Origin of the sequence: Solibacillus sp. FSL W8-0372, assembly GCF_037969735.1 — a bacterium.
GTDB lineage: Bacteria > Bacillota > Bacilli > Bacillales_A > Planococcaceae > Solibacillus > Solibacillus faecavium.
Genome location: NZ_CP150204.1, coordinates 149,842 through 162,671, shown reverse-complemented (window position 1 = coordinate 162,671; position 12,830 = coordinate 149,842). Strand labels below are relative to the sequence as shown.

The window sequence follows — 12,830 nt, the reverse complement described above, 5'->3', positions numbered from 1 at the left end:
CTTGTATATATTTTTTATGCCCTGCCCTGTCATTGCCTGACCGAAGAAATACTTAACTGTTGTGCTTATGACGTCACCCTTCCATAACCTTGTTAACTTTATTGTTATGTTAAAAGCCTAAAAAAGTTGCCATCTCACGTAGTATTTAATCGAAAAACGCATGCAATTAAGTTCATGCATGCGCTTTATATTCAAGCAGCTCTCTTTAACTCGCTCTGAAAAATAGTTTATGAAGCTGAATTATAATTAGTGGAACTAATGATAAACCATAAATAATTAAATACTGGAAGTTATTCAAGCGCGCTACTTCAAATAATCCAGAGAGCAGCACAAAGTTCAGTATGGAAAATCCTAATAAAAATGCAATCCATACAGCTAAATTCGAGAAGATTCCCAGTTTAAAAATGGATTCATCCGAACGGCAATTAAAGCCATGTACCAGTCTTGATAAACATAATGTCGCAAATGCCATCGTTGTGGCTACTGCAGTATCACCTGTCGACAATCCTATTTGGAAGGCGATGATTGTAACCGCCGCAATAATTGCTCCCTCAAATCCTACTTGGGAAACAAACTTCTTATTTAGCAACGGCTCCTTGATGTTACGGGGCTTTTCTTTCATAAGCTTTTTATTATGTGGCTCTAGCCCAATCGCAATTGCCGGCAAACTATCCGTTAATAAATTTATAAATAATAGATGAATCGGTAGAAACGGTGCAGGCAATGCAAAAAGCGTTGCATATAAAACGACAATAATTGCACCAGCGTTTCCGGATAACAGGAATTTAATAGCGTTACTAATATTGGCGTAAATACTTCGACCATTCGAAATCGATTTGACGATCGTCAAAAAGTTATCATCGGTTAAAATCATCGAAGAAGCATCCTTTGCCACTTCAGTCCCTGTACCCATCGCTACACCAATTTCGGCCTGTTTTAGCGCTGGGGCATCATTTACACCATCTCCCGTCATGGCGACTACATGTCCTTTGTCTTGCCATGCTTTCACAATCCGTATTTTATGTTCCGGGGAGACACGTGCATAAACTGAGATTTTTTCTACCTTTGCCTTCAATTCTCTATCTGAAAGCTTTTCGATTTCTTTTCCTTCAATCGCTTCACTCGGATTTTTTAAAATGCCGAGTTTCTTTGCGATCGCCATTGCCGTAATTTTATGATCACCTGTAATCATGACCGGTTTGATGCCTGCTTTAATACAATCCGCCACTGCTTGTGCCGATTCTTCGCGTGGTGGATCCATCATTGCGATTAATCCAACAAATGTTAAGTTATGCTCCTCTTTTTCCGTTAAGGTAGGAGAATATACATCTTTATACGTAATCGCCATTACCCTTAGCCCGGCATTTGAGAAGGTTTCATTTACGTAATTTATCTTTTCTACTTGCTGCGTCGTTATGTTGGACCCGCCATGACTTGAATGAATGCGGCTAACACGCGGCAGCAGTACATCTACCGCCCCTTTTGTAATCATAACGGAACGATTTCCCATGCGGTGAACTGTGCTCATTACCTTACGAGTCGAATCAAAAGGTAATTCACCAACACGTTGATGAAGGCCACGTACAATATGTTCATTTAAGTCATATTCACGTCCAAATTTTACGAGTGCCAATTCCGTTGGATCCCCGATTTCCTTATCCTTCATTACAACGGAATTATTGCAGAGTATGGCCAATTCGAGCAGTTTTTTATGGTTTTCATTAGCTAGCTTTAGCTCATTAAAAGGCAGAACTTGATCGCCTGTATAAACCTCTTGAACCGTCATTTTATTTTGCGTAAGTGTCCCTGTCTTATCTGAACAGATAATTGATACACTCCCCAAACTTTCTACTGCATGCAGCTTACGAATAATGGCATTTTCCTTCGCCATATTTGTAGTCCCCACTGCTAAAACGATTGTCACAATCGAACTAAGTGCTTCCGGAATTGCTGCAACCGCCAACGAAACGGCGAACATAAAGGAGTCAATTAACTCACGCCCTCGAATAATATCAAGCCCAAATATAATTAAACAAATAATGATAATGCCGAGTGCAAGACGTTTCCCAAAACGATCCAAGCTCACTTGTAATGGCGTTTTTTTCTCCTGTGCATTGTCCAAAAGAGTGGCAATTTTACCGATCTCGGTATTCATTCCTATAGAAGTAACGACCGCTTTTCCACGACCATTCGTTACAAAGCTCCCGGAGAAAACCATGTTCCTTTTATCGCCTATAGCAAGTTCCTTTTCGTGGATGGTGTTCGCTATTTTATCAATCGCTAATGATTCACCGGTTAACGAACTTTCGTTTATTTGCAAACTATAGCTTTCAATTACTCTACCGTCAGCACTAATATAATCGCCTGCTTCCAAAACAAGCAGGTCACCGACAATAACATCTCTTGACGGTATTTCAATAACTGCTCCCTCACGGATGACTTTAGAAACGGGTGCAGCCATTTCCTTTAGACTATTTAGCGATTTTTCCGCTCTTACATGCTGAACAGTTCCCAGTACGGCATTTAAAACAAGTACGATTAGAATAACAATAGAGCTATCTACATCACCAAGAAACATAGAAATAATGGCAGCAGCAATTAAGATAATGACTAAAAAATCCTGAAACTGCTCTAGCATAACTTGAAAGATATTCTTTTGTTTACCTTCTTTCAGTTCATTATAGCCATATTTTTTATGCCGAGAACGTACTTCATAATCTGTCAGTCCATATGGTGTTACGTCCAGCTTCTTCATAACTTCCTGTACGGTGTTACGGTAATAGTCAGATAAATTCATGAGAACCTCCCTTCAAGTTTTAAGTATAGATAACCACTTTATTTGGTTATTGCATGGAAAATATGAGCACTCTCACAAGAACACTGTATGAGAGTTTTATTGTTAAAATGTATATCTCACAATAAAAAATTCATAAAGTTGAAATTCTGCCTTTTTACTAAATAAAAAAACGTTAATCCCATTAAGATTAACGTTTTGACTGAAGCATTATTTATAATAATTTTTTCTAGCTTGAAAGGCTTTTTTTTCTCTTATTTGTTCTTCCAATTGTGCAATGGCCGTTTTACGTCGCGCATTTTTTTCCTCTAAATTTTCCAGTTCTTCAGGAAATGCGAATTCTTTACTAATTTCCGCCTCTTCGATATTTTCCTTCGTATTTTCAATCATCTTCCCTAAACTTAACGCATTTTTGGACTTTTTATTAAATACATCATGTCTATCATTTTTCATGCTTTTTCCTCCTTATTCCTCATTAAAGTTAGTTTGTTTTTCTTTGATTTTTTTATGCAAAGTGATTTTTTCAATTAAATTCGTATATACGTTCGTCACACATGTCACATTATTGTTATAAAAACAATATAAAATAATAAAAATATATAAAAAAACCCTTATGAACACTTGCTACTAAGGGTTTTCATAAGCAACTGGCTATTTTACATATTTTTTACAACTTTATTAAAATGACATTTTCTCCATAAACTTGCGCTATAGTATGTATAAGTTCAAAGAAAAGTAGATAGCCTTCTCCATGATTCCACCTTGCAGATCAAACATAGCTGCCAGCATGGTCGAACGTTTATCTATTGATAATTTATTTGAACAGAATTTGACTAACACCTCTTTTAAACACAAAGCAAGCTCCAGCTATTTCCCAATAATAGCTGGAGCTTGAGACGTTTTTTAATCCTTTTTCCCATACCGCTTCGGTACCTGCATGAGCGCATCCCATACGCCACTAAATGGTGGAGCATAAGCTAAGTCCAGGTCCAATAATTCTTCAAAGGTCATTTCATTGTAAAGCGCTGTAGCAAACACATCAATTCGTTTATCGACACCGTGTTTCCCGACAATTTGCAATCCAACAAGCTTGCGACTTTGTTGTTCGACTAACATGCGTAGCTTCATCTTACTTGGATGAGGATAATAGCTGGCAATGTCGTTCACTTCCATTACATATGCCTCTATCAACGCATTAGACTTATCCGCAGCATCATTAGTTAATCCCGTCATTCCTATTTGTAGATCAAAAAACTTCAAAATGGAAGTTCCTACAATCCCATTGAACTTTTGATTAAAACCGGCAATATTCAAACCAGCGATCCGCCCTTGTTTATTCGCCGTCGTACCAAGAGGCAAGTAATCATCCTGCTGCTTCAGTCTGTTATAATGTGATGCACAATCCCCTGCTGCATACACATTCGCAATGGATGTCTCCATTTTTTCATTAACGATGAGCGCCCCATTTTCAAGCTTTGCAAACCCTGTCGCAAATTGTGTGTTTGGCCTTACACCAGTCGCTACGATAACTAATTCAGTAGGGTATGTCCCCGTTTTTGTACGAATTGCTTCGACAACTTGTTCGCCCTCAAAACCTATTGTCTCTTCATTCAGTAAAACATCCACCCCTTTTGAAATCGCCTCTTCATAAATGATTTTCGAAAGTTCCGGATCTAAAATCGACATGAGCTGACTCCCTTGATGAATCAGACGCACATCCAGACCGCGCTCACGAACCGTTTCGACAATTTCCAGTCCTATATAGCCGCCGCCAACGACTGTAACATGCTTCACATTCGGTAATTGTTCCATCAACTTATTCATTTGGGGAATTGTCTTAATCATATGAATTCCTTTTAAATTGGCATTTTCCAGTCGTGGCATTGTCGGCGCAGCACCTGTTGCAATCAGCAGTTTATCGTATGCAAATTCAAATGGCTCCTTACTATTTACATCATGTCCGCTCACCTTTTGTAATTTCGTATCAATTGCCGTCACTTCATGAAAGATTCTCGCATCAATATCGTATTTAGAACGGAATTCCTCGACATCGCGCGCAATGAGTTCTTCAGTATTAGGTACCTTTCCGTTAATTACATAAGGCAACCCACATTGCCCGTACGAATAAATATCTCCTTTTTCCAAAACAACGATATGTGCGGATTTATTATTACGGACAATTTCCATAGCCGCACTCATCCCAGCAGCGTCCCCACCGATAATTACAACTTTCATCATAGTCACTCCTTGCTTGTTTATAAAATTCATTTTTTTATTTTGTATACTTTTACGAATTTAATTAGTTATATAAGTAAGTTAACTTACAATAAGTAAAGCATATTTCGTTTTATTTCACACGATTAAAGCTTCTTATTTTCAACATATGGATATCCGGAAGTTGGTGAACTATGGACAAGTCATGGGAAAACTATTTGCTTGAAGAAGCACAAATTGTTTTCAAATATTTATTAAAAATCGGGGCTACAAAGGAAGATGCAGAAGACGTCACACAAGAAACCATTATGAAAACAATTGAATGCTTATCGCAAATTCAAGCAAAAAATTTGCGCGCATGGCTTTTTAAAGTGGCATTGCATCGGTATTACACGTTATATAACAAAAATAAAAGGTCCGTCTCAAACGGCATCGTTGTAACAGGTACTGCCGAGAGCTTAAAGCAATTGCAGAATTTACCTTTCATAAAGGCTTCTTCGCTTGGTGTTGTAGTAGATAAATATTAATTGTAGGCGCAAAAGCATGCTGAACATGTTTTTGTGCTTTTCTTTTTATTATCATAATCTCAAAATATGCTACACTAACTATCAGAAAACTCTAAACTTTTAAAAGGAGCACGAACTGAATGACAAAAACAACAATTGGCATTATCGGCACTGGTGTTGTCGGTGAGCGCATTATTAACCAGGCATTACAAAACGAACACTACGAAATTGCTGCTATATTCGATACGAATGAGGAGCGTACAGCGCAGTTGGCAGAAAAATATAATGTACCGACAACAAATGATTTACAGGATTTACTGAATTTAAAGCCTGACTGGGTTTACATCGGGACGCCCCCTGTCAGCCATGCGACTCTTGCTGAGGAAATTGCGAAGCATGGACTGCATATTTTATCGGAAAAACCACTTGCCCATGATGCTGCAGATGGAGAAACAATGGTACGTGTTGCCAATGATGTAAAGGTGAAAACAGCGATGCACTTCCCATTAATGTATGGAGCAGCCGTACATCAGCTTAAAAAAGAGCTTACATCTGGTATGGGGGATATTACACGCATTGAACTACATACATACTTCCCGGAATGGCCGCGTAAATGGCAACAAAATCCTTGGATTGCCTCACGTGAGCAAGGCGGCTTTATCCGTGAGATTTTCCCGCATTATTTACAGCTGACACACCACTTATTCGGGGATCTCAACATTCTCGCCCATGAAACAACCTATCCGGAAAACACGGAGCTATGTGAAACAGGTGTATCTGCTTTAGCCAAAACAACAAGCGGCATACCTGTTGTAATAAACGGACTTGCCGGCATCGGTCAGGAAGAGCGTATTGATTATAAAATTTTCGGTTCAGAAAAAGTTGTCACATTACGTAACTGGTCACAAGTATATACGAGTAAAGCTTACGAATCGGAAGTGGAAGTCCCTGCGAATACAGCCCCTGAATCCATGCTGGATGCTTGTAGAAAAGTCCTTTTAGGTGAAGAAGCGTTCATCGTCCCATTCGAGGAAGGCTTAAAAGTACAGCGCTGGATTGATGAACTATTGAAATAAAAATCCTTTGTATTTTGAGCTGTTTGGACAATGCTACAGCATGCCAAACAGCTTTTTTTAGGGGAATTTATTTCGGATTCTGAAATATTTATTTGTAAATAACCCCCTTCTATACTAAAATAGTCATAATATTCATTTTTTAGATTACTATTTGTTAAGGGGGAATTTTTATGGACTTTTTACATTACCCATTTCCGAGTAAGCGTAACACTGTTATCGCGAATCGTGGAATGGTCGCAACATCTCAGCCATTAGCAGCACAGGCAGGTTTGGATATTTTGAAAAAAGGCGGAAATGCAGTTGATGCTGCCATTGCTACAGCAGCAGCCTTAACCGTCGTGGAACCAACATCAAATGGTATTGGTGGTGATGCCTTTGCACTCGTATGGATGAAGGATGAACTTTACGGATTAAATGCTTCTGGACCTTCTGCTAAGACCATTTCGAAAGAGGCATTAGCTGAACGGGGACATGATAAAATTCCGATGCATGGGGTCATTCCTGTTACTGTTCCTGGTGCTCCTGCGGCATGGGCTTCCTTATCAAAGCGTTTTGGAAAGCTACCATTAAGCGAAGTATTGGCACCTGCTATTTCCTATGCGGAAGAAGGCTACCCGATTTCAGCAACACTCGGACAATATTGGCAATCTGCGTATAAAAAATATAAAAATTCACTTACAACCGAAGAGTTCCAACACTGGTTTGATACATTTTCGATTGATGGACGCATGCCAGAAATCGGTGAAGTGTGGCATTCACCCGGCCATGGAGATACATTACGCAAAATCGCAAAAACAAATGGCGAGGCATTTTATAAAGGTGATATTGCCGATCAAATCGATGCCTTTATGAAAAAACATAATGGTTTTATTTCTAAGGAAGACTTAGCAAGCTATGAACCTGAATGGGTAAATCCAATTAAGGTACATTATAAAGGCTATGACGTGTGGGAAATTCCTCCGAACGGTCAAGGTATTGTTGCCCAAATGGCACTAAACATTTATCAACATTCAGAGCCGAAATGGCAAGATGCTGAGACATTACATAATCAAATCGAAGCAATGAAACTAGCCTATACAGATGGGAAAGCATTTGTTACAGAAAGCAGTGAAATGCCGGTCGATGTAGAAACATTATTATCAAAAAACTACGGAGAATCTCGTTTTGCAGAAATTATGGATACAGCAATGGATCCTAAGCCATTTGACATTCCGAAGGGTGGAACGGTGTATTTAGCGACTGCCGATGCGGACGGCAATATGGTGTCTTATATTCAGAGTAACTATATGGGCTTCGGCTCCGGTATTGTCATTCCGGAAACAGGTATATCACTGCAAAACCGTGGTTATGACTTCTCACTTGATGAAAACCACCCTAACTTCTTAAAACCTGGTAAACGTACCTACCATACAATTATTCCTGGATTCCTAACGAAGGATAATCAGGCTGTTGGTCCGTTTGGTGTAATGGGAGGCTATATGCAGCCACAGGGACATTTCCAGGTGATTACATCTACCGTAGACTTTGCACTCAATCCGCAGGCAGCTCTTGATATGCCACGTTGGCAATGGATGGGTGAAAAACGAATTGAAGTCGAGCCGCATTTCCCTAATTATTTAGTTCAGGCGTTACAACGTAAAGGCCATGACATTCATGTGGCAGTGGACGGTGGCAGTTTCGGACGCGGGCAAATTATTTGGCGTGATCAAAAAACAGGCGTGCTGTATGGTGGAACAGAGCCGCGTACAGATGGGGCAATTGCCGCTTGGTAAAATGTAAATAATAAAAAAGCACCTCATTTCGAACGACTCCCAACAGTTGGTGGCGTAAAGTTCAATGACGAGGTGCTTTTTTTATTTTTATTGCTCTTCTACTTCTGTTGAATCAGCAAATAATTCTTCTTTACAAAAGCCCAAAATTTCTGCTTCCTCATCTTCTTCCAATGCAAAATCCAAAAACTCATTATTTGCTTTATCCATAATAAAGTAGTTTACAATGCGTACATTTTCTTCGATTACACCAACGATGACACGGATTTCTAAACCTGCTGCAGAATATAGCTCGTCTTCCTCATCTACTTCTACATCTAATAAAAACTCATATCGCTTACCTTCAATAATATTTGTTGGATCTAAAATTTCCTCTACTGAAAACTGTGTAATATTCATATTTGTACTCCTCCCGGAAAATCCTTCTTTCTCATCATAAACGAAATTTCCCGCGCGTCAAATAACAACGATTATTTTACCGTGACAGCAACGTTTTCATATGACAAACTAGAAATTAAGGAGTGATGGATTTTGAAAGAGTTATTTTATTATGAAGACGCAATGATAAAAGAATTTACTGCGGAAATTGTAAAAACAGGTAGTGAAGAAACACGTAATTTTATTGTCTTAAACAATACGGCATTTTACCCAACAGGGGGTGGACAACCCCATGATACGGGCTGGATTAATGACCTGGAAATTATCGATGTCGAGAAAGTGGATGATGAAATCCGTCATTATACTGTGGGAAATTTGTCGAATATTTCCGGGGAAATTAAAGGGAAATTAAATTGGGGACGCCGATTCGACCATATGCAACAACATGCGGGACAGCATATTTTAACAGCTGCTTTTGTAGAATTATTTGATTTTGCTACTGTGAGCTTCCACCTAGGAACTGAACTTGTCACAATCGACTTAAATGTGAGTGAAATATCAGATGATCAGCTAGCCGCCGCGGAAAAGCGGGCAAATGAAATTATTTTGGAAAATCGGCCAATTGAAACTAAATGGGTGACAAAAGACGAGTTAGCTCAGTATAACTTGCGAAAAGTTGTAAAAGTCGATGAAGATATACGTTTAGTCATTATTCCTGACTATGATTACAACGGGTGTGGTGGTACCCATCCTACTTCTACAGGTCAGGTTGGTTTGCTAAAAATTTTAGCTACTGAGAAAATGAAACAGCAAATTCGTGTACATTTTGTTTGCGGCAATCGTGTATTACAGCAGCTCGCTATGCGTAAAAACGTATTAAGTGATGTTGCTCGTCAATTAAGCGCACCAGAAGAAGATGCATCTGAAGCATTAAGAAAATTTGTAAAAACGGCAAAAAGCACTGAAAAAAGCTTGGCAGAGGCACAAGATGCACTGCTTGAATTTGAAGCACAGGCTTTGGCGAAAGAAAAAATCGCGGCAGCAATGTTTGAAAACCGCTCTATCCAAAGCTTACAAAAATTAGCCCGTTTCATTACTCAGCAAAATGAAGATGCAATTGCTCTTCTCGTTGCCAACAATGAGGACAAGCTTCAGTTTGTCGCAGCACGTGGCAGTCAACAAACGCAATCAATGAAAGAAATTTCCGCAGCCGTTTTACCACTTATGAACGGTAAAGGCGGCGGCAACGATGCACTTGTCCAAGGTGGTGGCGAGAAAATCATTTCCGCACAGGCACTGCTAGATGCCATGAAAAAGGCAATCCAATAAAAAATGGGAGAAGCAGATAAAGGGTATTTCCCTTATCTCTTCTCCCATTTTTATTTAGCCTGCTCGCAGCCCATTCATACCACGACGGACATTCGTGACATCAGTATAGCCTAGCTTTACAAGTTCCTTACAAGCCTTGTTACTTCGTACCCCACTTTGACAAATGACGACAATTGACCGATCTTTCGGCAGATCACCTAAATACGTGCCAACAGGGCGATTTATAAATTGAGGAATATGTGCCTCTTTATATTCCTTCTCCGTTCGAACATCCACAAATACATACTGTTTATCTTCCAGTAATGGCTGCAAATCTTTTGTCGTAATATATTTCACACCTTTTTTCGGCATAAAACGCACAACCATCACGACAATTCCCACCATTGTCAATAAAGTAATAATACCTTCCATTTTGCATACCCCTACAACTTGTTTTCTCTATTTTACGATACTGTTGCTGCGCTGACGAACAATTTGCGTTTTTTTAGGGGGAGCAAAGATTTTGTAATAATTTATTAGAACTTTTTCTGTTTTTTTAGAAACACAACCACATTTATTAGATACGCGCCCATGCCCCCTTCCGCATTTCGCTCCCTCTCAAACAAAAACAGCAGCGCAACAAAAACCCATTGCACCGCCGTTTACATTATAGTTTAAACTGTTTAATTGTGACCTGTAAGTCTTTTGCCATTTCAGACAGCTTTACGGCTTGATTAGCCATTGCATCTACTATTTCTAACTGACCGGATGCTGAATGCGCAACATCCCTTACATACGTTGCTGCTGATGTAACCGAAGCTGACATTTCTTCCATTGATGCCGATACTTCTTCTGTATTGGCGCTCATTTCTTGAGCAGAACCACTCAGCCCTTCAATTTCAACTGCAATTCTGGAAACTGCTTCTACAATTTCGCTGAAGCGTTCGTCTAATTGGCTTATAGATTGTAAACCTTGCGCAACATTTTCCTCTCCTGATTCTGCTGCTTGAACGGCTTCCACAGTATATTGTTGTACTTTCTGAATCAGGACATTAATTTTCGCTGCTGAATCAGCCGTTTGCTCAGATAATTTGCGTACTTCCCCTGCCACTACTGCAAAACCGTGTCCAGCCTCCCCAGCACGGGCAGCCTCAATCGATGCATTTAATGCCAGTAAGTTTGTCTGAGATGAAATATCGGTAATCATTTTTGAAATTAGCCCGATTTCCTGCGACTCTTGCTTTAGCTTATGGATGACTTCCAATTCAATTTCAGTCCCAGATTGTATTGCATTCATTTTTGCAATCGAATGGCGAACTGCCTCATGACCATCGCGGACTTTCTTTTCTATAAAGTCCGTATGCTCAGAAACAGTACTGGCTACTTCGGCTACTTCCTGAATACCCATTGCCATCTGCCCCATCGTCTCCGCACTTTCTTCCGTTACTTTCGCCTGACTATCAGATCCCCGCTCTACCTCTTCTATTGATTGTGAGATAATTTTCGCATTGTCGGTCACTTTCATAACATCTCCCATTAACTCACAGGAGGCTTCACTTACATTTGCAGAGTTTGTTTGCACTTTAGTAATCATCATATGCATATTTTCCACAACTTTAGTCAACGAACGAGAGAGCACCCCGAGCTCATCATGACGTTTTTGAAGACGCTCATGTGGCTTATGGGTGAAATCCCCCTGCCCTATAAATTCGCTTACTTTTACTACTTCACGAATTGGACGACTAATACTGTTGGATAGGAAGAAGGCAATAATTAACCCAATAAATAGCACACTAAATGTAGAAATCGTTAAAGTAATCCTCATTTTCATTAAACTAACGAACATCTCATTTTCCTTTGCCATAATTCCGATAGACCAGCCATTATCTAAAGTATGATAGCCGAGGAAGTGATTATCGCCATTAGTGTCCTTATATTCAAAGAATCCTTCTTCGTTTGAGATAAGTTCCTCAACAGCAAGAGCCTCTCCAGTCATTTTGTCCGATTCTTTTGCCTTAGTTAAAAAGTTAACTTGTTCCTTTACATATTCATGGTTCGGATGCGCCTGAATGGTACCCTCTTCATTTATTAAATAGGCATACCCCGTTTTTCCCACAACGATATCTTCCAATACCGATGATAAGAAATAACCATCCATACGTGCGAGTAACAATGCCTTTTCCCCTGTTACGGTTTCAATAGGTGTCGCAATCATAATTACCGGCTCATTTGTTACACGGCTTATAATCGTATCAGACATTGCCGTATTTCCTTCAAGTGCAGTTTGAATGTATGCGCGATCCGCTAAATCGGCTGTTGTATTATCCAAATAACGGGCAACCCCATTTGCATCGACGATTCCAAAGCCTAAATAATCTTCACTTTCTGCTAGACGCTTGTTCAAATATGCTGCTTGTTCTGTAAAATCCATACTTTGAATGGCAGAATGCTCCGCGATTCCTTGTATTTCAGTATGTGTACGTTTAAAAAATTCCTCAATATAATGTGATACATCGCCGGCCTTTGACTGTAAATTATCCCGAATTTGTATTTCCAATGAATTATAACTATTATAATAGCTCGATACACCTAAAACGGCGCAAGTTAAAGTAAGTAATATTACGATGGATAAAGTTAACTTTGCCCCAATCCCTCTATTTTTCATCCAATACCCTCCATAAATTATAGAAATCTAGTAATCACAATGAATTTTATGCTATAAATTACCTATTATTAATTACCTAACACATAATATAAAACTGGTAATGGTATGTAAACAAAATAT

10 protein-coding genes are annotated in these 12,830 nt (G+C 39.3%); 4 read left to right on the top strand and 6 right to left on the bottom strand.

What is annotated here, in order from left to right; all coding sequences use genetic code 11:
- Nucleotides 1-205: 205 nt before the first annotated feature.
- From MKY13_RS00805 to MKY13_RS00795, 3 genes are all read right to left on the bottom strand, one after another.
- Nucleotides 206-2,797, bottom strand: coding sequence for a cation-translocating P-type ATPase (locus tag MKY13_RS00805; RefSeq protein ID WP_191701650.1), 2,592 nt, complete (start codon nt 2,795-2,797; stop codon nt 206-208).
- Between the two features lie 207 nt (nt 2,798-3,004).
- Nucleotides 3,005-3,247 carry a spore protein Tlp gene (locus MKY13_RS00800; RefSeq protein WP_191701651.1) on the bottom strand — a complete coding sequence of 81 codons (243 nt, stop codon included), beginning with the start codon at nt 3,245-3,247 and terminating at the stop codon, nt 3,005-3,007.
- 450 nt (nt 3,248-3,697) lie between these two features.
- Nucleotides 3,698-5,029, bottom strand: coding sequence for an FAD-dependent oxidoreductase (locus MKY13_RS00795; RefSeq protein WP_339214713.1), 1,332 nt, complete (start codon nt 5,027-5,029; stop codon nt 3,698-3,700).
- Between the two features lie 173 nt (nt 5,030-5,202).
- Between MKY13_RS00795 and MKY13_RS00790 the strand changes: the two genes are divergently transcribed.
- The 3 genes from MKY13_RS00790 (at nt 5,203) to MKY13_RS00780 (ending at nt 8,362) form a co-directional block, all read left to right on the top strand.
- Nucleotides 5,203-5,535 (top strand): sigma factor, encoded by a 333-nt coding sequence (locus tag MKY13_RS00790; protein WP_191701653.1) that lies wholly within the window; start codon nt 5,203-5,205, stop codon nt 5,533-5,535.
- 119 nt (nt 5,536-5,654) lie between these two features.
- On the top strand, nt 5,655-6,590 hold the full coding sequence (locus MKY13_RS00785; protein WP_191701654.1) for a Gfo/Idh/MocA family oxidoreductase: 936 nt from the start codon (nt 5,655-5,657) through the stop codon (nt 6,588-6,590).
- A 170-nt stretch (nt 6,591-6,760) separates the two neighbouring features.
- Nucleotides 6,761-8,362 carry a gamma-glutamyltransferase family protein gene (locus tag MKY13_RS00780; protein ID WP_191701655.1) on the top strand — a complete coding sequence of 534 codons (1,602 nt, stop codon included), beginning with the start codon at nt 6,761-6,763 and terminating at the stop codon, nt 8,360-8,362.
- Nucleotides 8,363-8,449: 87 nt separating this feature from the next.
- Here MKY13_RS00780 and MKY13_RS00775 read toward each other — a convergent pair whose 3' ends face one another.
- Complete coding sequence (locus MKY13_RS00775) at nt 8,450-8,758, bottom strand: DUF6509 family protein (protein WP_191701656.1); 309 nt, start codon at nt 8,756-8,758, stop codon at nt 8,450-8,452.
- A gap of 132 nt (nt 8,759-8,890) precedes the next feature.
- Here MKY13_RS00775 and MKY13_RS00770 point away from each other — a divergent pair, with 132 nt between their 5' ends.
- Nucleotides 8,891-10,066, top strand: a complete 1,176-nt coding sequence (locus tag MKY13_RS00770; RefSeq protein WP_191701657.1) for a DHHA1 domain-containing protein — start codon at nt 8,891-8,893, stop codon at nt 10,064-10,066.
- Between the two features lie 54 nt (nt 10,067-10,120).
- On the opposite strand, the gene MKY13_RS00765 is transcribed toward MKY13_RS00770, so the two are convergent.
- Both MKY13_RS00765 and MKY13_RS00760 read right to left on the bottom strand, forming a co-directional pair.
- Entirely contained in the window at nt 10,121-10,477 is a 357-nt protein-coding gene (locus MKY13_RS00765) for a rhodanese-like domain-containing protein (RefSeq protein WP_191701658.1), read from the bottom strand.
- Nucleotides 10,478-10,712: 235 nt separating this feature from the next.
- On the bottom strand, nt 10,713-12,710 hold the full coding sequence (locus tag MKY13_RS00760) for a methyl-accepting chemotaxis protein (RefSeq protein ID WP_191701659.1): 1,998 nt from the start codon (nt 12,708-12,710) through the stop codon (nt 10,713-10,715).
- Nucleotides 12,711-12,830: the final 120 nt, after the last annotated feature.

What these genes read in the sequence shown, in the direction of transcription:
- MKY13_RS00775 (WP_191701656.1), bottom strand. Translation starts at nt 8,758, where the DNA reads ATGAATATTACACAGTTTTCAGTAGAGGAAATTTTAGATCCAACAAAT.
- MKY13_RS00760 (WP_191701659.1), bottom strand. Translation starts at nt 12,710, where the DNA reads ATGAAAAATAGAGGGATTGGGGCAAAGTTAACTTTATCCATCGTAATA.
- MKY13_RS00795 (WP_339214713.1), bottom strand. Translation starts at nt 5,029, where the DNA reads ATGAAAGTTGTAATTATCGGTGGGGACGCTGCTGGGATGAGTGCGGCT.
- MKY13_RS00805 (WP_191701650.1), bottom strand. Translation starts at nt 2,797, where the DNA reads ATGAATTTATCTGACTATTACCGTAACACCGTACAGGAAGTTATGAAG.
- MKY13_RS00780 (WP_191701655.1), top strand. Translation starts at nt 6,761, where the DNA reads ATGGACTTTTTACATTACCCATTTCCGAGTAAGCGTAACACTGTTATC.
- MKY13_RS00790 (WP_191701653.1), top strand. Translation starts at nt 5,203, where the DNA reads ATGGACAAGTCATGGGAAAACTATTTGCTTGAAGAAGCACAAATTGTT.
- MKY13_RS00800 (WP_191701651.1), bottom strand. Translation starts at nt 3,247, where the DNA reads ATGAAAAATGATAGACATGATGTATTTAATAAAAAGTCCAAAAATGCG.
- MKY13_RS00765 (WP_191701658.1), bottom strand. Translation starts at nt 10,477, where the DNA reads ATGGAAGGTATTATTACTTTATTGACAATGGTGGGAATTGTCGTGATG.
- MKY13_RS00785 (WP_191701654.1), top strand. Translation starts at nt 5,655, where the DNA reads ATGACAAAAACAACAATTGGCATTATCGGCACTGGTGTTGTCGGTGAG.